19 protein-coding genes are annotated in these 23,326 nt (G+C 62.3%); 8 read left to right on the forward strand and 11 right to left on the reverse strand.

Going from position 1 to position 23,326, the window contains the following annotated elements:
- Positions 1 to 126: 126 nt before the first annotated feature.
- Genes phnK through phnG form a run of 5 tightly spaced genes read right to left on the reverse strand, consistent with a single transcriptional unit; the run spans position 127 to position 3,994 of the window.
- The gene (gene phnK, locus NKH93_RS00110) at positions 127 to 903 is read right to left on the reverse strand and encodes a phosphonate C-P lyase system protein PhnK (RefSeq protein WP_352448383.1); all 777 of its coding nucleotides are present in this window, start codon (positions 901 to 903) and stop codon (positions 127 to 129) included.
- Entirely contained in the window at positions 900 to 1,811 is a 912-nt protein-coding gene (locus NKH93_RS00115; protein WP_352918352.1) for an alpha-D-ribose 1-methylphosphonate 5-phosphate C-P-lyase PhnJ, read from the reverse strand. Before NKH93_RS00115 ends, phnK begins: the two co-directional genes overlap by 4 nt.
- Positions 1,808 to 2,920, reverse strand: a complete 1,113-nt coding sequence (locus tag NKH93_RS00120; RefSeq protein WP_352918350.1) for a carbon-phosphorus lyase complex subunit — start codon at positions 2,918 to 2,920, stop codon at positions 1,808 to 1,810. Before NKH93_RS00120 ends, NKH93_RS00115 begins: the two co-directional genes overlap by 4 nt.
- A gap of 1 nt (position 2,921) precedes the next feature.
- On the reverse strand, positions 2,922 to 3,533 hold the full coding sequence (gene phnH / locus NKH93_RS00125) for a phosphonate C-P lyase system protein PhnH (RefSeq protein WP_352918348.1): 612 nt from the start codon (positions 3,531 to 3,533) through the stop codon (positions 2,922 to 2,924).
- On the reverse strand, positions 3,533 to 3,994 hold the full coding sequence (gene phnG, locus NKH93_RS00130; protein WP_352918347.1) for a phosphonate C-P lyase system protein PhnG: 462 nt from the start codon (positions 3,992 to 3,994) through the stop codon (positions 3,533 to 3,535). Before phnG ends, phnH begins: the two co-directional genes overlap by 1 nt.
- A 134-nt stretch (positions 3,995 to 4,128) precedes the next feature.
- Between phnG and phnF the strand changes: the two genes are divergently transcribed.
- A complete protein-coding gene (gene phnF, locus NKH93_RS00135) occupies positions 4,129 to 4,872 on the forward strand; it encodes a phosphonate metabolism transcriptional regulator PhnF (RefSeq protein WP_352918345.1) in 744 nt (247 codons plus the stop codon).
- An 18-nt stretch (positions 4,873 to 4,890) separates the two neighbouring features.
- On the opposite strand, the gene NKH93_RS00140 is transcribed toward phnF, so the two are convergent.
- The 5 genes from NKH93_RS00140 to NKH93_RS00160 all read right to left on the reverse strand — a co-directional run bounded on the left by NKH93_RS00140 (position 4,891) and on the right by NKH93_RS00160 (position 11,414).
- A complete protein-coding gene (locus tag NKH93_RS00140) occupies positions 4,891 to 5,907 on the reverse strand; it encodes a zinc-binding alcohol dehydrogenase family protein (RefSeq protein ID WP_352918343.1) in 1,017 nt (338 codons plus the stop codon).
- A 70-nt stretch (positions 5,908 to 5,977) separates the two neighbouring features.
- Positions 5,978 to 6,943: an ABC transporter permease gene (locus tag NKH93_RS00145; RefSeq protein ID WP_352448376.1), complete on the reverse strand. Its 966-nt coding sequence runs from the start codon at positions 6,941 to 6,943 to the stop codon at positions 5,978 to 5,980.
- Positions 6,940 to 8,493 (reverse strand): sugar ABC transporter ATP-binding protein, encoded by a 1,554-nt coding sequence (locus NKH93_RS00150; RefSeq protein WP_352456805.1) that lies wholly within the window; start codon positions 8,491 to 8,493, stop codon positions 6,940 to 6,942. Before NKH93_RS00150 ends, NKH93_RS00145 begins: the two co-directional genes overlap by 4 nt.
- A 104-nt stretch (positions 8,494 to 8,597) precedes the next feature.
- Positions 8,598 to 9,593 (reverse strand): ABC transporter substrate-binding protein, encoded by a 996-nt coding sequence (locus tag NKH93_RS00155; protein ID WP_023675208.1) that lies wholly within the window; start codon positions 9,591 to 9,593, stop codon positions 8,598 to 8,600.
- A gap of 315 nt (positions 9,594 to 9,908) precedes the next feature.
- A complete protein-coding gene (locus NKH93_RS00160; RefSeq protein ID WP_352685868.1) occupies positions 9,909 to 11,414 on the reverse strand; it encodes a UxaA family hydrolase in 1,506 nt (501 codons plus the stop codon).
- Positions 11,415 to 11,670: 256 nt separating this feature from the next.
- On the opposite strand from NKH93_RS00160, the gene NKH93_RS00165 reads away from it, so the two are divergent.
- The 7 genes from NKH93_RS00165 (at position 11,671) to NKH93_RS00195 (ending at position 17,894) form a co-directional block, all read left to right on the forward strand.
- Positions 11,671 to 12,573 (forward strand): GntR family transcriptional regulator, encoded by a 903-nt coding sequence (locus NKH93_RS00165; RefSeq protein ID WP_352685870.1) that lies wholly within the window; start codon positions 11,671 to 11,673, stop codon positions 12,571 to 12,573.
- A gap of 119 nt (positions 12,574 to 12,692) precedes the next feature.
- Positions 12,693 to 13,049 carry a DUF2946 family protein gene (locus tag NKH93_RS00170; protein ID WP_352685872.1) on the forward strand — a complete coding sequence of 119 codons (357 nt, stop codon included), beginning with the start codon at positions 12,693 to 12,695 and terminating at the stop codon, positions 13,047 to 13,049.
- Between the two features lie 99 nt (positions 13,050 to 13,148).
- Complete coding sequence (locus tag NKH93_RS00175; RefSeq protein ID WP_352539441.1) at positions 13,149 to 13,685, forward strand: copper chaperone PCu(A)C; 537 nt, start codon at positions 13,149 to 13,151, stop codon at positions 13,683 to 13,685.
- 25 nt (positions 13,686 to 13,710) lie between these two features.
- Positions 13,711 to 14,229: a YcnI family copper-binding membrane protein gene (locus tag NKH93_RS00180; protein ID WP_352918340.1), complete on the forward strand. Its 519-nt coding sequence runs from the start codon at positions 13,711 to 13,713 to the stop codon at positions 14,227 to 14,229.
- Positions 14,230 to 14,285: 56 nt separating this feature from the next.
- Positions 14,286 to 15,911 carry a copper resistance CopC/CopD family protein gene (locus NKH93_RS00185; RefSeq protein ID WP_352918338.1) on the forward strand — a complete coding sequence of 542 codons (1,626 nt, stop codon included), beginning with the start codon at positions 14,286 to 14,288 and terminating at the stop codon, positions 15,909 to 15,911.
- 140 nt (positions 15,912 to 16,051) lie between these two features.
- Positions 16,052 to 17,476 carry an NADP-dependent phosphogluconate dehydrogenase gene (gene gnd / locus NKH93_RS00190; protein WP_023675215.1) on the forward strand — a complete coding sequence of 475 codons (1,425 nt, stop codon included), beginning with the start codon at positions 16,052 to 16,054 and terminating at the stop codon, positions 17,474 to 17,476.
- Positions 17,477 to 17,663: 187 nt separating this feature from the next.
- Positions 17,664 to 17,894 (forward strand): hypothetical protein, encoded by a 231-nt coding sequence (locus NKH93_RS00195; RefSeq protein WP_095488311.1) that lies wholly within the window; start codon positions 17,664 to 17,666, stop codon positions 17,892 to 17,894.
- Between the two features lie 242 nt (positions 17,895 to 18,136).
- On the opposite strand, the gene NKH93_RS00200 is transcribed toward NKH93_RS00195, so the two are convergent.
- Positions 18,137 to 22,888, reverse strand: a complete 4,752-nt coding sequence (locus NKH93_RS00200) for an NACHT domain-containing protein (protein WP_352918336.1) — start codon at positions 22,886 to 22,888, stop codon at positions 18,137 to 18,139.
- Positions 22,889 to 23,326: the final 438 nt, after the last annotated feature.

Raw genomic sequence — 23,326 nt, forward strand, 5'->3', positions numbered from 1 at the left:
GCTGTCGCATTCGGTTTCGCCATTCTCCTGTGTCGCAGAACGGGCGGGACATAAAAGCTGCTGATCTCCCCCCTTGAGGGGGAGATGGCCGGCAGGCCAGAGGGGGGTACGCCGGAGCAATCATCGTCACACCTGCAGGATCGAGGAGACAAGCAACTGGGTATAAGGCGCGCGCGGATCGTCGAGGACGCGGTCGGTGAGGCCGCTTTCGACGACGCGGCCGTCCTTCATCACCATCATGCGCTGCGACAACAGCCGCGCCACGGCGAGATCGTGGGTGACGACGATGGCGGCCAGGCCGAGATCGGTGACCAGGCCGCGCAACAGATCGAGCAGGCGCGCCTGCACCGAGACGTCGAGGCCGCCGGTTGGCTCGTCCATGAACACCAGCCGCGGCCCGGTGACGAGGTTGCGGGCGATCTGCAGGCGCTGGCGCATGCCTCCGGAAAAGGCGCGCGGCTCGTCGTCGATGCGGTCTTCGTCGATCTCGACACGAGACAACCAGTCGACCGCCGTTGCGCGGATCCTGCCATAGTGACGGTCGCCGACCGCCATCAGCCGCTCGCCGACATTGGCGCCGGCCGACACCGTCATGCGCAGCCCGTCGGCCGGGTTCTGATGGACAAAACCCCAATCGGTGCGCATCAGGAAGCGGCGCTCGGCCTCGCTCATGCGGTAGAGTTCGCGAAACTGGCCGTCGCGCATCCGGTAGCTGGCGGTGCCGGAGCTGGGCAGCAGTCGAGTTGACAGGCAGTTGAGCAAAGTCGTCTTGCCGGAACCGGATTCGCCGACCACCGCCAGCACTTCGCCCGGCCAGAGGTCAAAAGTGACGTTCTCGCAGCCGACGCGCGAGCCGTAGAATTTGGACAGTGCCGAAACGCGCAGCAGCGGTTCGTCGATCATTGCGCCGGCTCCGTTTTTCCTGGGGCAAGATGGGTCTCGGGCGCGAGATGGCCGCGGCCGCCTTCCGCGCGCCGCCTCTCGCAATGATCGGTATCGGAGCAGACGAACATGTGGCCGCCATGGTCGTCGAGGATGACCTCGTCGAGATAGACGTTCTCGGCCGCGCACAGCGCGCAGGGCTGGTCGAAGGTCTGCACCTCGAACGGATGGTCCTCGAAATCGAGGCTGACCACATCGGTGAAGGGCGGCAGCGCGTAGATGCGCTTTTCGCGGCCGGCGCCGAACAATTGCAAAGCCGGCGAACGGTGCATCTTCGGATTGTCGAATTTCGGCGTCGGCGAGGGATCCATCACATAGCGGCCCTCAACCTTGACCGGGTAGGCGTAGGTGGTGGCGATGCGGCCATGCCTGGCGATGTCTTCGTAGAGTTTTACATGCATCAGACCGTATTCCTCCAGCGCATGCATCTTGCGCGTCTCCGTCTCGCGTGGTTCGAGGAAGCGCAGCGGTTCGGGGATGGGCACCTGATAGACCAGCACCTGGCCGGCACTCAGCGGATATTCGGGAATGCGGTGGCGCGTCTGGATGATGGTCGCCTTGGCCGTCTCGGTGGTGACGGCGACATTGGCGACCTTCTTGAAGAAGGCGCGGATCGAAACCGCATTGGTGGTGTCGTCGGCGCCCTGGTCGATGACCTTGAGCACATCGTCCGGGCCAATGATCGAAGCGGTGACCTGCACGCCGCCGGTGCCCCAACCATAGGGCATCGGCATTTCGCGCGAGGCGAACGGCACCTGATAGCCAGGAATGGCGATGCCCTTGAGGATCGCCCGACGGATCATCCGCTTGGTCTGTTCGTCAAGATAGGCGAAGTTGTAGGTGGCGATGTCCGCTGGTTGTGCACTCATTCCGCTGCCTGCCTCTTTTCTTCGGCCTTGCCGGCATTTTCGCGGGCATCATGCTCGGCGCGCATGCGGCGCACGAGGTCGAGCTCGGCCTGGAAGTCGACATAATGCGGCAGCTTCAGATGCTCGACGAAGCCGGTCGCCTGGACATTGTCGGAATGCGAGATGACGAACTCCTCGTCCTGCGCTGCGGCGATGACATCCTCACCCAACTCCGAGGCGCGCAGCGCGCGGTCGCATAGCGCCATGGCCATGGCCTTGCGCTCGCTCTGGCCGAAGACGAGGCCATAGCCGCGGGTGAATTGCGGCGGCGCCTTGGCCGAGCCCTTGAACTGGTTGACCATCTGGCATTCGGTGACGCGGATGCTGCCGAGCGGCACGGCAAAGGGCAGTTCCGGCACGTCCAGTTCCAGTTCGACCTCGCCGATGCGAACCTCGCCGACGAAGGGATGGTTGCGCGCGTAGCCGCGCTGGGTGGAATAGCCGAGCGCCAGCAGAAACCCCTCGTCGCCGCGCGACAGCGCCTGCAGGCGGATGTCGCGCGCCATCGGGAATTCGAGCGGCTCGCGGGTGATGTCGCCGGGGGTATGATCCCCAGGCAGGTCGCCGTCGGGCTCGATCAGGCCTTCGCGGGCGAGGATGGCCGAGACGCGCGGCATGGCTTCCGCCTTGCCTGCGCGCTGCTCCGGTTCGGCGACATCGCCGCCGGCGGCGAGCTCGGGATCGAGCAGGCGGTGGGTGTAGTCGAAAGTCGGGCCGAGCAGCTGCCCGCCGGGCAGGTCCTTGTAGGTGGCCGACAGCCGTCGCTCGACCAGCATCGTGCCGGTGTCGATCGCCCTTGTGTAGCCGAAACGCGGCAGCGTGGTGCGATAGGCGCGAACCAGGAAGATCGCCTCGATCATGTCGCCGCGCGCCTGGACGATGGCGAGTGCCGCCAATTCCCGGTCGTAGAGCGAACCTTCGCTCATCACCCGGTCGACGCCGAGCGCCAGCTGCTCGACGATCTGGTCGAGGCGAAGTGCGGGCACCGAGCGGTCGCCGCGCCGGCGGTCGGCGAGCAGTTTGTGGGCGTTGCGAATGGCCGCTTCGCCACCCTTTACCGCGACATACATGCTATGCCTCCATCGTCTTGATGCGCGTCGTGCGCGGCAGGCAGGCAATTGCTTCGGACGTGGCGAGGATGATGTCGACGCCACGCGGAAAACGCTGCTTGTTCTGCTTCCATTGCTCGACGAAATGGCGCGGCATTTGCGCCGGCGCGATCGTCGCCGTCGTCTCGATGCCCGGGCCTTCGAGCAGCAGCGCAGCGCCGGAGACAAGATCGCTGACCTCGAGGATCAGCGTCGTGGAGCGATCGGGATAATCCCGGGTGCCTTGCGAAAACCCGTCGAGCGCCATCATCTCGGCCGGCGTGGCGATCAGCGCGAAATGCGCGTCGGCCGGGGTGTTGGCCAGCGGCGCGCCGGTATGAAAGCCAAGCCAGGATTTCACCGTCGCTGAAGCCTGCAAGGCGTGGTCGAGCCAGAGCGGCGTGTCGTTATCGCACAGCGCCAGCGCAACGGCGCCGGCGGTGGCCGACAGCGGCACCGGGGGGTGGGCGAGGGCCGGCAGCGGCTGCACACTGCCTGGCCGCGCCATCGCGTCCATCACGGCACGGAATACGGTCTGCGCGTTGAATACCGGATCGGCGAAGCCGCCTTCAATGGATTGAGTGGCGATATTCATCAGTCTTCTCCGCGCACCATGGTGAAGAAATCGACCTTGGTCGCCGCCGTCTCGGCGCGGCGCTGTTCACGCGCCTTGGCCAGTGCCGCCTGCAATGGCGCAACGATCCTGATCTCGACCTCATTGCGGTGGGCCGGGTCCTGCCACAGCGCATCGGCGATTGCCGCCAGCCTTGCCTTCTGCTTGTCGCGGCCGAGCGCGTAGCAGTGGCCGACATGGCCGGACGCAAGCCGCACCGTGGCACGGGTGACCGTCGCCTCGCCGACATTGAAGGGCGCGCCGCCGCCGCCGATGCGGCCGCGTACCGTAACCAGGCCGGTTTCGGGGCCACGCAGAAGTTCCGCTTCGCAAGGCAGGCCGGCTTCGTCCCAGAGGCGGACGATGTCGTCGCCGGCCGATTGCGCCAGCGTCGTCATCACGGCCTTGCGCTCGGCCCGCTCTCGCGCTTCCCGTCCTCGCATGGCCGTACTCCTCGTTTGCGTGAATTTGTCTATTGATATAGACAACTATACAAATTATACTCGTTATCTAGCGCGTGTCCATGACGGGCACGTGACACGGGCCAAAAGATCGGCGCAAAGAATTGGGGCGGGAGATGATCGGACAAGCCAACCGCATCGAGCGGCGCAGCGGTGTCGCGCTGTGGCGACAGATCGCCGACCAGATCCTGCATTCGATCGCCGCCGGCGATTTTCCCGAGAATGCCGCGCTGCCGCCGGAGATCGCGTTGGCCGGACGCTATGGCGTCAACCGCCACACGGTGCGTAGCGCTATCGCAGCGCTGGTGCAGGAGGGTGTGCTCAGGGCGGAGCAGGGGCGCGGCACCTTCGTGCTGTCGCGCAACCGGCTGTCTTATCCGATCGGCGCCCGCACCCGCTTTTCCGAGGGATTGCAAGGACAGGCGTCCGAGCGGCATATCACCTTGCTCGCGTCATCGATCGAGCCGGCCGACCGTCGTGTCGCAGAGGGCTTAGGCCTTGCGACGGGGGCCGATGTGATACGCCTGGAAACGCGCGGCGAAGCCGATGGAATGCCGGTGTCCCGCGCGGCCGGCTGGTTCGATGCCAGGCGCTTTGCCGGCATCGATGCCGCCATGGCGGAAACCGGTTCGATCACCGCATCACTGGCACGTTTCGGCATCGACGACTATCTCAGGCAATCGACCGTGCTGTCGGCGCGCCATGCCGATGCCGCCGACCTTGCGGACCTCGAGCTGCAGCCCGGCGCCATCGTGCTGGTGACGGTCGCCGTCAACGTCACGCCCGACGGTCAGCCGATACAGTTTTCGGAGTCGCGCTTCCCGGCCGAGCGGATCGAGCTCAAATTGTCGGCGCTCTGAGATACGGCAGCCCTGGCATCATCCGACCTGAATGACAGCCTTGATCAGGCCAGACTTCTCATGCGCCCAGCGGGCGAGGTCGTGCGGCGTCTCGCCAAGCGTGGTGCGGTGCGTCACAAGCTTTGCCAGCGGCAGCGCGCCGTTGCGGATCGAGGCGGCGACATGGTCGAAATCGGCACGCAGGGCGTTGCGGCTGCCGATCAGCATCATCTCGCGCTTGTGGAATTCGGGATCGGAAAAGGCGATGTCGTCCTTGACGACGCTGACCAGGACCAGCGCTCCGCCATGCGCGACATGAGCGAAGGCCGACTGCACCGACCGGGTGTTGCCGGTGGCATCGAAAACCACGTCGAAGCCGTTGCCGCCGGTTGCTTCCCGCACCAGGTCGGCAGCGGTGCCTCGCGAGCCGTCGAGCGTCGCGAAGCCGAGTTCGCTTTCGGCAAAGCCAAGCCGTTCAGCGCTCATGTCGAGCAGCGTCACATCGAGCCCGGCGATGCGGGCGAACAGCGCCGTGCCGAGCCCGATCGGGCCTGCGCCGATGACCAGCGTGCGCGCACGTGGATCAGCCAGCGAGCGCCGCACGGCATGGGCGCCGATCGCCAGGAATTCGACGGCGGCGGCATCGGCCAGCGACAGGCCGTTTGCCGGATAAAGATTTTGCGCCGCCACCAGGATCTGCTCGCACATGGCGCCGTCGCGGTGGACGCCGAGCACCTCGATCCTGACGCAGCAATTCGGCTTGCCTTGCCGGCAGGCGTTGCATTTGCCGCAGGCGAGATAGGGATTGACGATCACCGCTTCGCCGACGGCGAGATCGACGTCCACGCCAACCTCGATCACGGTGCCGGAAACCTCGTGGCCCATGATGCGGGGATAGGCGAGGAACGGGTGCTTGCCTTCGAAGATGTGATAGTCGGTGCCGCAGATGCCGACATGGCTGACGGCGACCAGCGCCCAGCCGGCGGGGGGCGCGCCAGGCGCCGGACGATCTTCGAGGACAAGTTCGCCGGGCGAGCGGCAGACGACGGCTTTCATGCTTCAATCCAGTCGGTTCATGGGACTGCCGGCCCTGCTGTGGCGAGGCCGGCGATTGTTGGGAGGCGGTCTATTTGCCGCGGCGGCGCAGCCCGTCGAAATAGACGATGACGATGATCAGCACGCCGGTGATGATGCGCTGCCAGAAGGCGTTGACGTTGAGCAGATTGGCGCCGTTGTTGATGGTGGCAAGGATGAAGGCGCCGAGCAGCGGTCCGTGCACGGAGCCGACAGCGCCGAACAGCGAGGTGCCGCCGATCACCGAGGAGGCGATCGCCTGCAATTCCCAGCCCTCGGCCTGCGTCGGATTGCCGATGCCGATGCGCGAGGCAAGCAGCACGCCGACGAAGGCCGCGCACAGGCCCGACAGCGTGTAGGCCATGTAGATGGTGCGCTGGACGTTGACGCCTGACAGGCGCGACGCCTCGGCGTTGGAGCCGACCGAGAACAGATAGCGGCCCCAGCGGCTGTGGTGCAGGAAGATGTAGGCTGGGATGCCGACCAGGATCACCATCCAGAACAGATTGGGGACGCCGGCGAAGGAACTGCGCGAGAACGTCTGGAAGGCGTCGTTGTTGATCGAGATCGAGTTGCCATTGGTCATCAACAGACCGATCCCGCGCAGCGAGGTCAGCGTTGCCAGGGTGATGATGAAGGGCGGCAGGCCCATCTTGACGATGCCGAAGCCATGGAACATGCCGATGGCGACGCCGACCAGCAAGGTGATCAGGATGGCGAGGAAAACCGGTGTCCCGGCGTTGATCAGCATCGCGACGATGACAGTGGCGAAGCCGACCACGGCGCCGACGGAAAGATCGATGCCGCCGGTGATGATGACGAAGGTCTGGCCGACCGCCAGGATGGCGATCATCGACCCTTGCCGCAACAGGTTCGAGATGTTGTTGGCCGAGGCGAAGCTCGGCGTCGCCACCGACAGGATGATCCATAAAAGAACCAGCAGCGCCAGCAGTGTCAGCCCGAACAGGGCGTTGTAGTTGCGTTTCGGCCTTTCGGCAGCGATCGCCTCGGTGCTCATATCCGTCCTCCCGGTTTTTCTTGTTTCTCGGCCAGCGCCTGGGTGAGGATCTCCTCGTGGTCAGCGGTACGAAAGCCGTGCGTGGCCACCAGCTTGCCGCGCCGGAACACGTGCAGCGTGTCGGCGAGTTCATAAACCTCGGGCAGGTAGGACGAGATCAGGATGATGCCGGCTCCCTTGGACAACAGCGCGCCGAACAGGCGGTAGATCTCGGCCTTGGTGCCGACGTCGACGCCGACAGTCGGCTCGTCGAAGATGAATAGCTTGGCGCCATGGGCGAGCCATTTGCCGATGACGATCTTCTGCTGGTTACCGCCGGACAGGCTGGAGGCCAGCGCGCCGCGCGTCGGCGTCTTGATGCGCAGGTCGGCGATCTGGCGATCGGCTTGCGCCTTTTCCTGCGCGCGGGAGATCAGCAGATTGCTGGAGATGCGCTTGTAGATCGGCAGATTGAGGTTGAGTCCGACCGGCAGGTTGAGGCAGAGGCCCTGGTCGCGGCGGCTTTCCGGGGCCAGCGCCATGCCGAGCCTGATCGCGTCATGTTCGGAATTGACCTTGACCTCTTTGCCCTCCCAGAGGATCTGGCCGGCCGATTTGCGGTGCCGGCCATAGAGCGTGGTGACGAACTCGCTGCGCCCGGCGCCGATCAGGCCGTAGAGGCCGACGATCTCGCCGGCGCGGACGGACATCGAGACATTTTCGAAACCCTTGCCGGACAGGTTCCTGGTTTCGACGATGGTCGCGCCGGGGGTGAAATGCTCCTTGTGGTAGACCTGCTCGATCGAGCGGTTGATCATCATCTTGACCAGCTCGGCGTCATTGGTCTCGGCAATGTTCCTGGTGCCGACCAGCGTGCCGTCGCGCAGCACCGAGACGCGGTCGGCGAGCTCGAACACTTCTTCCATGCGATGGCTGATGTAGATGATGGTGACGCCTTCGCCCTTCAGCCGGCGGATCAGCGTGAACAGCTGGTCGGCCTCCTTGCGGGTAAGATAGGCGGTCGGCTCGTCGAAGATCAGGAATTTAGTGCCGCGCACTGTGGCGCGGGCGGCGGCGATCAACTGCTGCTGGCCGATGGTCAGGTCACCCAGCATGACATGCGCCGGCAGGTCGAAGCCGAGATCGTCGATGATCTTCTGCGCCTGCCTGACCATCGCCCGCTGCTGCAGGATGCCGAAGCGGGAATCCTCCTCGCCGAGGAACATGTTGGCGGCGACGGTGAGATGGCGGCACAGGACGACTTCCTGATGCACGGCATTGATGCCGAGCGCCATCGCCTCATGCGGCGTTGCCAATGCGGCAGGCTTGCCCTCCCAGATGACGTCGCCGGAGGTGCGCGGCATGACGCCGGTCAGAAGCTTGATCAGGGTGGATTTGCCGGCGCCGTTCTCGCCGACGATGGCGTGGATCTCGCCGGCCTTGAAGGCGAGATCGACCGGCTTCAGCGCATGGGTGCCGGGATAGCGCTTTTCCAGCCCGCGGAGTTCGAGGATGGTCCTGCCCGGTTCCAGCGTTGGGGCCGGATGGAGTTCCTGCGCCGTCGACATCATGACAATCCTCCCAGATTGGCCCCCAAAGATTGGCCTCGCGATTGGCACGAGTGGGATGTTTCCGGGGCGAAAAGGCCCCGGAAACAGTTCACCTGAGGCTATGCTCAGTCGAGCTTCGGGTTGAGCAGCGCGTCGATCTTCGGATCCTTCATGTTGGCCTTGGTGACCAAATTGGCGCCCGTGTCGACATTGGCCTCGACCTTCTCGCCCTTCGAGGCGGCGAGCGCCGTCTTGATGCCGTCATAGCCCATCCGGTACGGATCCTGGACGACGAGAGCCGAAATGACGCCGTCGTTGAGGAACTTGATCAGCTTCTCGTCGCTGTCGAAACCGACCAGCCCGACCTTGCCGGCAAGACTGTTCTCGGCGATCGCCTGGCCGACGCCCTGCGCCATGATCAGGTTGGAGGCGAAGATGCCCTTGAGGTTGGGGTTGGCGGTGATCAGGTCGGTGGCGATGTTGAGGCCGGTGGTGGCCTGGCCGTCGGCGTATTTGTCGGCGACCAGCTTGAGGCCCGGATATTTGGCAGCGAGCTGTTCCTTAAAACCCTGGGCGCGCTGTTCGAGCGAGCCGGCGCCCGGAAGAGCGGTGATCAGGGCGACGTCGCCCTCGACCTTGCCGCCATTGGCTTCGCCGATGGCTGCGGCAAGGCCGTCAGCGGCAACGCGGCCGCCCTGGATGTTGTCGGTGGTCAGGAACGAGGTGAAGGCCTTGGAGTCGGCGCCAGAGTCGATGCCGATGATCTTGACCTTGGTGGCGGCCTCGTCGATCGGCTTGCCGAGCGCCTTGGCTTCGGTCGGCGCAATGACGACGGCCGCCGGGTTGCCGGCGACGGCATTTTCAAGGATCGAGATCTGGCCGTTGACGTCGGTCTCGGCCTGGGCGCCGAGCTCCGGCACGTTGACGCCGAGGTCCTTGCCGGCCTTGCGGGCTCCCGCCAGAACGATCTGCCAGTAGAAGGACGTGGTGTCCTTGACGATGATCGGAATGGTCGCGTCGGCCGCGGATGCCGGGGCCGAGTGCATCACGCCGGCAAGCATCGAGGCGGCTGCGAGTGCCACGAAGGCGCGGCGATTGAGAATGCTGGTCACGAATTTCATTAGGAGTCCTCCCTAAGTCGCCCGGTGAATGTTACGGAAGCTCCATTCGGATGGCGCGGCCCAAACGGAACTTTATCAATAAAAAACATTTACCGCATTTTGATAGTGCATCACCTCGGTCGGCGCAAGCGATGTTTGATGGCCGCTCGAATGGCTGGGCGGGAAAGCTTGCTCCCTCGGAACTCCGCTGCCAATCTCCTCCAATATGTCGCATGGAATATTAATTCCATCATACAGTCAATATGGAATGTTCATTCTTTTTCGGGGTGTACGAACTGTGACACCTGGCAATCACGTCAGGTGTTTGCGACCGGCTTAGAGCGTCGCTCCGAGGTGCCACGGCACGAACTCGTTGTCGCCGTAGCCGAACTCTTCGCTCTTGGTCTTGCGGCCCGAAGCCGTCTCGACGATCAGTTCGAAGATCTCGCGGCCCATGCCGGCGATGGTCTTTTCGCCCGAGGCGATGACGCCGCAATTCACGTCCATGTCCTCCTCCATCGTGTGATACATGGTCGAGTTGCTGGCGACCTTGATCGACGGCGTCGGCCGGCAGCCGAAGCAGGAGCCGCGGCCTGTGGTGAAGACGATGACGTTGGCGCCGCCCGCCACCTGGCCGGTGGCCGAGACCGGGTCGTAGCCGGGCGTGTCCATGAACACCAGCCCGTGCCCGGTGACCTTTTCGGCATAGCCGAAGACGCCGTTGAGCGGCGTCTGGCCGCCCTTGGCGACCGCGCCGAGCGACTTTTCCAGGATGGTGGTCAGGCCGCCGCGCTTGTTACCCGGTGAGGGATTGTTGTCGATCGATGCGCCATGCTTGGCGACGTGGTCTTCCCACCATTTCACATAACCGTCGAGCTTGGCGGCGATCTCGGGGGTTGCGGCGCGATAAGCGAGCAGGTGCTCGGCGCCGTAGATCTCCGTCGTCTCGGAGAGGATGCCGACACCGCCGACGCCGGCCAAAATGTCGACCGCGGCACCCAGCGCCGGATTGGCGGTGATGCCGGACATGCCGTCGGAGCCGCCGCATTGCAGGCCGACGACGATCTCGCTGACCGGGATCGGCTCACGCTGAAGCTTGCCGACCTCTTCGGCGATCTCGGCCAGCACGACCAGCGCCTTCTCGACCGATTTGCGCGAGCCGCCGGCTTCCTGGATGTTGAAATGGCGTTTTCCCGCGGCAACGCCCTTCTGGCCGTAGAGGGTGAGCTGGTTGACCTCGCAGCCGAGCCCGACCATCAGCACACCACCAAAATTCGGATGACGGGCATAGCCGGCCAGCGTGCGGTGTAGCACCATCATGCCGTCGCCGGTGGCGCTCATGCCGCAGCCCTGGCCGTGGACGATCGGGACGAAGCCGTCGATGCCAGGATATTGCGGCAGAAGCGTGCGGTTCGCCGCGTCAGCGATGGCGTGGCAGACGGTGGCCGAGCAATTGACGCTGGCAAGAATGCCGATGAAGTTGCGCGTGCCGGCGCGGCCGTCGGCGCGGCGGTAGCCCATGAAGGTGCGGGCGCGGTCGGCCTCGGTCGCATGCACTGCCTCGTTCGGCGGCACTACCGGCAAACGCCCGCTTTCGAAGACCAGATTGTGCGAATGGACATGCTCGCCGGGCGCGATGTTTTGCGTGGCGCGGCCGATCGCCTGGGCGTATTTGACCACGGCCTCGCCGGCCGCAATCGGCTTGATCGCCACTTTGTGGCCCGGCTCGATCACTGCGGCGGCGACGGCGCCGCCCGGCAGCACGGTGCCGATCTCGATGCGGCCATTGGCGACCGCGACATTGTCGGCGGGAGACAGAAGAATGCTGTTTGCGGCGTTCACGGGAGCTTCCTGGGTGTGTTCCTGGGTGCGCGAGCGGATTGACACGCGGCTCTTAACATATAATGTCTTTTATCGTGAAAAAACATTTTTGCGTCAATTGTTTTTTCGCCAGAGCGCGACGCGTCTTTTGGATGCGAGAAGTAGGCTCTACAACCAAAACTAGCGTTGCGCATGATGTTTTCCGAAAAGGTACCGGTTTCATGCGCGAGAAACGCTTCACACTGGCCGCAAACGCCGATGCGCCACGGGGCAGGGGATGTCGAAGAGCAACAACGTTTACAAGGACGCCTATAATCGCGGTCTGAGGCTGCTCGACGAAACCAGGAGCCTGCCTTCGGAGCCGGAGCTGGGTACGCTGCTCGGCGTCAGCCGCACGACGGTCCGCACTATCCTTGCGCGCATGGAAGAAACCGGGCTGATCGATTGGAACAAGCGCAGCAAGACGGTCCTGCGCGAACCGCGACCGGACGATTTCTTCCCCGAGGAAGAAACCGACACGCTGGCCGAGATCATCGAGCGCTCCTTCATGCGGCGGCTGCTTGCCAGCGGTGCCGAAGCCGGCATGCAGATCAACGAGCTCGAACTGGCGCGTGAGATCGGCGTCGGCACCACCAGCGTGCGCGAATTCCTGATCCGCTTCTCGCGCTTTGGGCTGATCGAGAAGCGCCGCAACAGTCACTGGGTGCTGAAAGGCTTTACCCGCGCCTTCGCGCTGGAGTTGACCGAAATCCGCGAGATGTTCGAACTGCGCTCGGCCGCAGCCTTTGCCGCTCTGCCCGAGGACAGCCCGGTGTGGGCCGACCTCGACCACCTGGAAGACGAGCATCACCGGCTGGAGCGCGAGATCGCCGTGCGCTTCAACGAATTCTCCGAGCTTGACGAGCGCTTTCACCGGCTGATCCATCGGGCGTCGCACAACCGCTTCATCGTCGATTTCTACGACGTCATCGCCATGATCTTCCACTACCACTACCAGTGGAACAAGGCGCAGGAGCGCGAGCGCAACGAAGTCGCGGTCCAGGAGCATCTCGCCTATATCGCCGCGCTCAAATCGCGCGATCTCGCCAAGGTCGACGCCGCCTGCCGCAAGCACCTGAAATCGGCCCGCCACACGCTGCTGACGTCCATTCCCGAGGGCAGGCAGCCGCAACGCGCGTGATTGTGTTGCGTTGCCGCAGCAGCGTTTTGGCGATTTTCCGGCCGCCGGCTCCGTGCTAGAGAGCTGACGTTGCTGCGTGAAGAGGCTGGTTCTTGACCATACGCCGGAGACGATGGAGCATGCCGGTCGCGTTCGCCGCGGCGTGGCTTTTCATGTTCCAGTCGATGTTCGGCGCGTTTGCTTCCGGCGGCGCGCCGAACGCCTCGCAATTCGATGCTTTCGGCAACACGATCTGCACCCATGACGGTGCGACGCAACTCCCCGCCGGCGATCCGCATCAGCAGCACATGCCGGGTTGCTGCATGCTTGGCTGCAACCTCGTTTCGGCGGTCTACGCGCCACCCGATGCCGCGGGGAGCCTGGCTCGCAGCCTTTCCGTCGAAACCATCGCCTTTTTCCTGCCGGCCTTCCGGCATCGCGATTTCGCCCGCGCCCGCACTCCGTCCAATCCGCGCGCACCACCGGCGACGGCCTGATCCGTTCTGGTTCGCGCCGCGCAACGCTTTGCCGGCGCGTTTATCGACATCGTTCGCGACCGGCCATCGGCGCGATCCCCTAAAGTCCACGGAGCAATCATGTCTCACTCTTTTCGCGCTGCCGCATCCAGCCGCAGGCGCTTCTCACTGGGTCGTTTCGAGCAGCGTCTCGGCGTCGCCCTTTGCGTTCTTGCCCTCCTGTTCGCCAGCGCCCAGACGGTGTTGGCACACGAGTTCAAGCTTGGCGATCTCGAGATCGGGCACCCCTGGTCGCGCGCCACGCCAGCCGGCGCCAAGGTGGCCGGCGGCTACTTCACCATCACCAACACAGGCAGTGCGGCGGATCGCCTGCTGTCGATCACCTCCGACATTTCGGCCAAGGCCGAACTGCACGAGATGGGCGTCAGCAATGGCGTCATGACCATGCGGCCGGTCATCGGCGGCCTCGAAATCCCGGCTGGCGGCAAGGTCGCGCTGGCGCCTAACGGCTATCATTTGATGTTCATGGATTTGAAGCGGCAGCCCAAGGAGGGCGAAACGTTCTCCGCCACGCTGACCTTCGAGGAAGCCGGGCCCGTGCAGATTGAATTCGCCGTGCAAGGCATCGGCAGCGCGGCGCCCCAGGACGACGACTGACTTGGCCGCTTCGAGAGGTAGCCTCATGAAGAAATCTCTTTTGCCCGGCTGCGTGCTTCTTGTCCTCGGGACCAGCGCGGCCTTTGCCCACATCACGCTCGAAACGCCGGAGGCGGCGGTGGGCTCGACCTACAAGGCGGTTCTTCGGGTGCCGCATGGCTGCGAGGGCAAGGCGACGACCGCGCTGCGCGTGCAGATCCCGGAAGGGGTGCTCTCGGTCAAACCGATGCCGAAGCCGGGTTGGACACTGCAGGTCAAGAACGGCAAATACGAAAAGTCCTACCAGCTCTACGGCCAGGCAGTGACCAGCGGCGTCAAGGAGATCGACTGGAGCGCCGGCAGCCTGCCGGACGAGTTCTACGACGAATTCGTCTTTCGCGCGACGCTGGCGTCCGACCTGCTGGCAGGCCAGACGCTGCATTTCCCGGTGGTGCAGGAATGTGACGGGGTTGCCGATCGCTGGATCGAAATTCCGGCGGCCGGGCAGGCTGAGGACGCGCTGGAATTTCCGGCGCCCGGCCTCAAGCTGCTGCCGAAGAAGTGATCTTTACGCGGCGCGCTCTATCCGAAAGAGCGCGCCGCTGTCTTTGTGGCGGTGACATGAGTGCGGCATCCATCGTGCGAACGGCCTGCACAACCGGCCGGCTTGCCATCGGCCTGCTGGCCGCGATTGTGCTGCTTGCCACCATTGCCGCGCCAAACGCAGCCTTCGCCCATGCGGCGCTGATCAAGGCCGAGCCGGCTGACGGTGCGGTGCTGGCGCAGAGCCCGTCGCAGATGTCGCTGACCTTCAGCGAGCCGGTTTCGCCGCTGGTGCTGACGCTGGTGCGGCCCGACGGCACGTCGGTTCCGCTGACGTCCTTTCGGCTCAGCGGCCAGACCGTCGAGATCGACAATCCGCAGGCGCTGACGTCGGGCACGCATGTGCTGAGCTGGCGGGTGATTTCCGCCGACGGGCATCCGGTCGGCGGCTCGGTGCTGTTCTCGGTCGGTGCACCGAGTGCTGCGCCGGCCCCTTCCGAAGCTGTCGACCGGGCGCTTCGAACGGCGATCTGGATCGGCAAGGTTTTTCTATACATCGGCCTGTTTTTCGGTGTCGGCGGTGCCTTTGCGCTAGGCTGGCTGGCGCAAGGCGGCCGATCCGGCCAGAACATGATCGTCGCCGCGATCCTGTGCGGGCTGGCCGCCGCACTTTTGTCGCTCGGTTTCCAGGGGCTGGATGCACTCGGCGCGCCGCTTGCCCGGCTGGCGCAGCCGGTCATCTGGCAGACCGGGCTTGGCACCAGCTTCGGCTGGACGGTGCTGATCGCGCTGATGGCGCTCGGCCTGAGCCTATTATCGCTGGTCGTGCCGCCCGCCGACGCAAAGCCGCTGGCCTTGGCCGGACTGGTTGGCGTTGGCGCAGCACTTGCCGCCAGCGGGCATGCCAGTGCCGCCGAGCCGCAATGGCTGACCCGGCCGATGGTGTTTCTGCACGCCACTGGTATCGCGATTTGGTCCGGGGCGCTGGCGCCGCTCGGTCTTGCCTTGAAACGGCAGCCGGACAAAGCCGGGCCGTTGCTGCGCCGGTTTTCACGAGCGATCCTGTTCGTCGTGGCGGTGCTTGCGGCAGCCGGCATCGTGCTCGCCGTCATCCAGGTGCAAACGCCGTCGGCGCTGGTCCACACTGCCTATGGCCGGCTGCTGCTGATCAAGCTGGTGCTGCTCGTCTTTCTGTTCACGCTCGCTGCCGTCAACCGCTTCAAGCTTACGGTCCCCGCCGAGGCGGGAAAGACGGAAGTCCAGCGGCGACTGGCCCGCTCGATCGGCATCGAGGTGCTGATCGTGGTCGCGATCTTCGGCATCGCCGCCGGTTGGCGCTTCACGCCGCCGCCGCGCGCGCTGGCGATCGCCGCGGCACAGCCGGCATCGGTGCATATCCACACGCTCCAAGCGATGGCCGATCTCAGTATTGCGCCCGGGCACACCGGACCTATTGCCGCTTCGATCTTCATCATGACCGGCGATTTCGGCCCGCTCGACGCCAAGCAGGTAACGCTGGTCCTGTCAAAGCCCGATTCCGGCATCGAGCCCATCAAACGCCCGGCGACGAATCCCGGCGACGGCACCTGGCGCGTCGACGATCTCGTCATTCCGGTCGCCGGCCGGTGGACGGCGCGGCTCGATATCCTGGTCTCGGATTTCGAGATGGTGAAGATAGGGGCGCCGATCGACATCAGGCCGTGACGAGAGCGCTGGTCCACGCAAGACAATTCGGCGAGGCGGTTGACGCGGCCGCGAACCCCCGTCAATCATCGCCATCAAGAATGGGCGTCCAACCCAATCGCGGGCTCAAACCAACAAGATCCGAAAGCAGGGAAGAAACGATGGAAAAAGCCGAAATAGGCCTGATCGGCCTTGGCACGATGGGCTCCAACCTGGCGCTCAATATCGCCGAGAAGGGGCACCGCATCGCCGTCTTCAATCGCACCGCGGCGCGCACCGATGCCTTTGTCGAAAATGCCGGCGCGCTTCGGGATAGGGTGGTGCCCTGCTACAGCCTCGAAGAACTGGCCGCCGCGATCCGGCCGCCGCGGCCGATCATCATCATGGTGCTGGCCGGCAAGCCGGTCGACGAGCAGATCGCGGCATTGCGCGGCGTGCTGTCGGCCAACGACATCGTCATCGACGCCGGCAATGCCAATTTCCGCGATACGATGCGGCGCTTCTCCGAGCTTACCGATTCGGGCCTGACCTTCATCGGCATGGGCGTGTCCGGCGGCGAGGAGGGAGCACGCCACGGTCCCTCTATAATGGTCGGCGGCACCGAAGAGTCCTGGAAGCGCGTCGAAAAGGTGCTGACCGCGATCTCGGCCAAGTTCAAGGGCGAGCCTTGCGCGGCGTGGCTTGGCACCGACGGCGCCGGCCATTTCGTCAAGACCATCCACAACGGCATCGAATATGCCGACATGCAGATGATCGCCGAGATCTACGGCATATTGCGCGACGGGCTCGGCATGGGGCCGAAAGAGATCGCTGAGGTGTTTTCTCAGTGGAACACGGGCAGGCTCAATTCGTACCTGATCGAGATCACCGCCAAGGTGCTGGCCGCCGACGATCCCAAGACCGGCAAACCGGTGGTCGACATCATCCTCGACCGCGCCGGCCAGAAAGGCACCGGCAAATGGTCGGTGATCGAGGCGCAGCAGCTAGGCATCCCGGCCACCGCAATCGAAGCGGCTGTGGCGGCGCGCGTGCTGTCGTCGATCAAGGACGAGCGGCTTGCCGCCGAAAAGGTCTATGGCGGCGGCGTGAGCAAGATTTCCGGAGACAGGGACGCCCTGCTCGCCGATCTCGAGCTGGCGCTGTTTGCCGGCAAGATCGCCGCCTACGCGCAAGGCTTCGCGGTAATGAGCGGCGCGTCGAAGGAATTCAACTGGAACCTGCCGATGCCGGTCATCGCCAAGATCTGGCGGGCCGGCTGCATCATCCGCTCGCAATTGCTGGATACGATGGCGGAGGCCTTCGGCGGCGGCGGCGCAGCCACCAACCTGTTGATGGCGCCGGCTTTCGTCTCATTGATGCAGGAGGCGCATCCGTCGCTTCGCCGTGTCGTCGCAAGGGCGGCCGAAGCCGGCTCGCCGGTGCCGGCCCTGTCATCTGCACTTGCCTATTTCGACAGTTACCGGCAGGGCCGCGGCACTTCGAACCTGATCCAGGCGCAGCGCGATTTCTTCGGCGCGCACGGCTTCGAGCGCATCGACGGGCAGGGTGCGTTCCATGGTCCCTGGGGGAGTGGGGCGGCGGGTTAGCGCCGCGACTTGGACCTAGAGTTCAATTTTGCGGTCGTCAGAAGGCAGATATCTCCAGCCACCAACTGGGTGTCGGTTCGCGCCAGGAACCTGCTATGCCGGTAGAGACGATTGACGGTCTCATCGGTATCGGCGGTGCCGCGAATCTGTGGTAAGCCGCCGCTCAACCAACCAAAGGACGACACCTGTGAGCGAACCGACCGTGGCCCAGGCGACCGAAAGTATCTATGCCTCGCTGCGGGCGGATAATGCCGACATCGACGCACATATCGCGACGCTTAAAGCGGCGCTGACACGAGAAGGGATAAAACAGGCGGTGTTCGATCCTACCAAGTTGGCGCAGAACAACCGCTCGGGGCGCAAGTTGATGCAGGCCTATTTTCGCCAGCGCGGCGTGAGCGTGAGGTTTTCGGACTAGTAGAGCCGCGCGGGTGATCTCAAGCGCGCCGTTGGGAGTTCTCGGGCCGGTCCGGCGGTTCGCCATCTGGACGTCGGGACTGCGCCTCATAACGGACATCCAGATCAACTTTGCTGTTTCCTGAAAGCCGACATCACCGGTCACCATGCTGCGGGTCGCGGGCGGGTCGTGCGCTGGCTGTTGGCTCACCTCTACGCCAGATGAGAGCCGGTCTGTGCAAATAGTACGGAAAACCAGCAATCCTACTGAAGAAGCTCAGGTAAGCTTTGAAAAAGACGCCGTGCCTCCGGCCAACCCGCTTCAACAAAGAGAGCAAGGCAATCAACTAGCTTCCGTCGCCTTACTTCGTCTTCAAAAACGCTACGATAATCCGCCAGATACCATCCGATAAGCTTCACAAAAAGAGTGGCACCCATGCTTTCGTGTTCGTAGCGAGCAACTCCAGTGGTCCTTAACATCGCCTCGCTAATTAAATCAAAGCATTGTTCGGGATCGACCTCCATGAGAAAGCTTAGGACTGACAAGAGATGGTGAACTGACCCTGGAGTGCCTAGCGTCGTCAGTTTCGAGATAAACGGCGCATACTCCTTGAGGAACCTGCGTTTGGCGTCGACACCGGCAAGCTCAGGAGAGATTTCATCATGACCTACCGCATAGTAGATTTGGTCAGCAATTTCATTAAACAATTTAAGGGCAGAAACTTCTTCTGGAGTTGGCTCATTACCCGACGAAGGCCACGATTTCACCGCTGGTTCGAGAGCAGCGATTAGAATCCAGAGAAAATCTTGAGTTCTCCGGCGTAGTGTCACTTTTTCCGGGTCCTCATCATCAAAACCAATGATCAGCCCATTGCGGATATCAAATAGAGCCGACTGAAGACGCTCTTCTTGCTCTTTATAATTTTGCGTCCAATCGAACAGCAGTGCCTTAGATGTGGGGAGTTCTTTGTTAACTGCAAAAAAAACGATGAGCCCTGTCAGCGGATCGTCCCCTTTCTTTGGAAACCTCACGTCCGCAACGGGAATAGCCAACGCTTCCAACCGTTCGGGGTTTCGGCCAGCTAGTCTCGAAAGAGAGGCGATTGCCTGTTTCAAATTTGTAGCGTTCTTTTCTTTCTTCAGAAATTTTTCCGCAAGAGTCCACATCTCCTCTTCGGCTATTTGTTCGATCCAAGGAAGGACGCGAACAAGCTGAAAGCGGACAGCCGGATGAGGGTCATTTAGGAGTATATCTTGATAGCGCTCTCTAACTAATGGCCAAAACTCGGATTGAGTGGCGAGGATCGCTAATGCTTGAGCGGCTTCGATTCTTGGCGATGGTGATCCCCATGACGGAAAATCTGCGAATCTTTCCTCGGTTTCGTCCTTCAACTCGGGATCGCTGTGATGTGTCAGTTCCAGCAACCACCCGAGCGCGGCATCACGCTTCTCCGTAGGTACGAGTCCCTTAGATAAGGCAATCCCAAGTCCTTCTGCCAGCGCATCTGACATCTCCTGATCAAGCGCAGCCCCCATTGGACCAGCTTGAGCGACTGCGTCGCCAAGGGCCAAAGTTGAGTTCCACAAGAATGCTCCTCGATCCAGCGTCTCCTCTGCCTTAAAGGCATCGCGGGCGGATCGCAGATCGCTAACCAGGGCTAATAATGGTGCGACATCATGCGCCTTAACGTCTATCCCTTCCCGTTCAAGCCAATGCCGGTCAGATGCCGTCCAACCAGAGTTGAATTCGAGAGGCTTGCCGTTTTCAAATATGCTGCGACCCGTCTTGGCATCACGTAGGAATGCCCGTGCTGTTTCGGTGACGAGTTGGGACTCGCCTATCGTTTCAAATAGCGTTCCAATAATCTCAACGCGCACTTCGTCAGGCCGCGAGAACTCAGCGAAATTAAGCTGAAGCCAATCAGTCTCAGCTTGGGCACGTTCGTCTGATGACAGATGTGGGAACGTCGCAGCTATCGCGGAGATAGCGCTCCGGCGGGTATCAAGCGATTTAAGCATCGGCACACTGGCTGCCGTTTTCCAAATCTCCCTCCCAAGGATATCGGGCTTGGATGCTGCGATCTCGAAAACTGATCGCCACGCTAGACCAATGCCTGTTTCACTCAGAATCAGTTCAGGCACTTGCGTCAAAAGCGCCTGGTCGTCAGCCGTCGCTCCCCATGCACTTACCGCGCGGTAGAGCTTCGCGTAGTCGTCATGTTCCCTATCGTCTGCGTTCCACGCCCATATATGGCTGTAGTCCTGCTCGAACTCCCTCTCTACACCGGCAATCGAGACCCTTTGAACCTCCTGGCTTTCCCTGGCAGGATGTGACCTTTCGCGCTCACCTCGGATTGCGGCAGCGAAGGCACGTAAAGCGATCCGTGGATATCGCAACAGTAACTGAGGAAAATCGCTAGCGAGCGAATGTGTCGACATCGCAAAATCTTGGGCGGCATTAGACGTGAGCGAGAGTATCCAACTGCCAGACATTGAGGTGACTTGGTCTCTACTAAACTCTCCTCCACGAAAAACTCGATAAAAAAGCTGAACAACAAACTCTTCGTCATGCTCCGCGAGACTCAGACTTTCGCGCGCCAGCCACGGCACCTCGATAAAGCCAAGTTTTGAAAACCGCGGCTGCGAGAATATCTGATCCAACCTCTTCCGCGAGGCACCTGGGTCTGTTCCTATGGTCTTCGCGACGAACGGCACAACGTGTGATGCAAGCCATCGGATACGGCTCTCATCTGTCGACATGGCGTCGAACAGCACACGAGACGCCTTACCCAAGGACCTCAGCGCTTCGGGGCTCGGGTTGTCTTCGATCAGCATTCCAATCAATGCTCGAAAACTACCGAGCTGTTCGGGATTGGGATCACCAAGCGCCTCTAAAAGTGTAGCCCAAGCATCCACCGCTATCGGCTGCTTGAGCTGCGACTTCGTCATCAGCGAGCCGACGATGTGCTGAAATGCCCGATTCTTTGACGGATCGACTTTCGTGAGGGCATCCGCCAATGGCGTGAGGTCGTCGCCATTGTGAACCGACTCGACGGGCAGGCGGGCGACTTCGATACGAACGATTGGATCGATAGCATCATCGCCAATTAGCGATACGACAAAAGACCAATATTCCTCCGCGCTAAATGTAGCCTTCAGAGCTTCAAGCCAGTACCCTAGCGATGGAGTGACTAGGAGGCCTGCGCCGCTCGCCCGGCTCAAAAATTCTAATGCCGCTACGCGGTCTGGCAACAAGATCAATCGCGCGACGGCATAGTCGAATAGGACGTGATGCCGGAAGCCGATGCGGCGTGTCTGCTCTGTAACTAAAACGCCAACACGTTGAAGATCGTCAACAGCTTTCGCCGCTGTATCAGGAACGTCTGTTTCTGGGAGATCGATCGACCGAGCGGTGAGCATGCGCGTCACTACGGTCTTTAGACTTGTGACGGCCGGAAGGCCAAACTCGCTGATCCGTTCATCCCAATATCGCTCCAGCAGTTCTCCTCGCGTCGCTACCGAAGACAATGTACTTGCGGCCACACCGCTGTGCAGCAGGTCGCCAAGGAGGGCAAGATTGAAAGGGTTGCGGGCCAGGCCTTCCATCTTTGGTCCGCCTGCCTCGATCGCAGACGCAAGGATTGGCGATTTGACAGCGACATCCGCCTTTTCAACATCCGAAAGGAGTCCAATATGGATGTGTCGGACGGCGGAAAAATTCGGATCGGCATAAGCCGCTTGTGGAGCAGTTCCAGCGAAAAGCCGTCGCCACTCCCTGCCAAGACGGAGATCGAATGTTCTGACCGATGCAATGACATGCCAACCCGGAAGGGTGGACACTTCTTCCACGAGACGTTTGTAGGTGGCTTCGGCCAATCCTCCGCGTGCGGCATCAAGTGCGTCAAGCACGAGATATGCCGGTCTGTCGCCGGGCATCTGAGCGAGTACATCGATCAGCGAGTGTTGAAGGCCAATATCAATCCGCAGGGCGTCGGCCGAAATAGATACTGCCTCTACTGTAAGGACAACAACGGTAGCTTCCTTCGCAAGCTCTTGCGCTACTTCGCGAACGATGGCTGACTTGCCTGAACCCGGTTCACCGGTGATGGCGAGTAAGCCTCCCCGCGCCGCCTGGACGGTCAGTGCCGTCACGGGTCTAGCAATGGTGAAGTGACCCTCCGGGCTCGTTATTTGTGTGAAACGCTCGAGACGCCCCATGACGCCTGCGCTATAGGTGTTCAAGCGCTGTACATCGTCGCGATAGCTTGGCGGCTCGACCAGGCGAGCTTTGCCAGCTAGCGCCAGACGGATCGCTGCTGCATCTCCGCCCGTTCCGTTACCGGACGCAGTCGCGGCCCACGAAATTAGTGCCTCAAGCAGGGCGGCTTCATCCCCTACAACTGCTACAACATCGCGCAATCCATCTTCGACAGTCTGACGTTGCCCGTCACCCACGACGACTACAGAACAACACGCCAAAATAGACTGTCGTTCGGCGGGTTTGATCCCGATACCGGCGTGAGTGTTCCATGCGGCATCGATCAGCCCAGAGAAGGTCCTTAGCGCTGAGCCCAGGCTATTTGGCATGGCGGTTGCGGCGCCGGTACGGTTCCGATCGAGTGCTTCGCGTAGATTGTTCGCAACCGTAGCTGCGGTCGTCGACCCAACGGCGAGAACCAAGCGATCACGCGACGGATCAAAATCCCTACGCACTCCGCCGTCGATTATGCCATCGCGAAACTGTCGCACGAATTGGTCGGCGGCTGACGCCAGCTCACTCCCAGGATTTGATGACAGGCTAATCGTGCGTTTGGCCTGTACATAAATCTCGCCACGATCAGTCTCGATTAAAAGATCATCCACGGCCGTGGGCGTCTCAAATCGAATAGTACGTGGCACTCCAGGAAGCCCACCTGCCATACGTGAGACCGGGCGTTCGGCCAGCAGCAGCCCAGCCACGTACGCACCCACCTCGGCCTGAAAAACCACCCCTCCGGACGTGCCCCGCCCGCTCATCGTACAAGCCCCTGTGCCAAGAATTTTTCCATGAGAACAAAAGTAGAATATGGGGCACTGACGAGCAATCGACATCCGAAACTTGTCCCCAATGTTAGTAAAATGGTTCTCTGGATATCCCGTCAGGCAACTTTGGGCGGTAGCCGGGTAAATCCGGCGTTAGTTCAAGCGGGTGGGGTCGCGCCTAACAGTAGGGTATCTGGGACGTCTGCGACGAGACGCGGTCATTGATCCAAGGCTGCCGTGCTCATCCGACTTATCTGCACCATCCAGATGTGCTAAGCTTGGCTGTGATTCCACGCCGGAGATGAGGTCGGCGGGCGAATGTCGGCTCTCCGGTGCAGTCAGCCCGGACCGGACCATCCGCTTCCGGCCAAAGGCTGCCAGTCAGCAGCGCATTTTCCAGCCAAGTGGAAGAATGCGGCTAAGACAAACAGA

The sequence above is a fragment of the Mesorhizobium sp. M0954 genome (assembly GCF_040319155.1).
GTDB lineage: Bacteria > Pseudomonadota > Alphaproteobacteria > Rhizobiales > Rhizobiaceae > Mesorhizobium.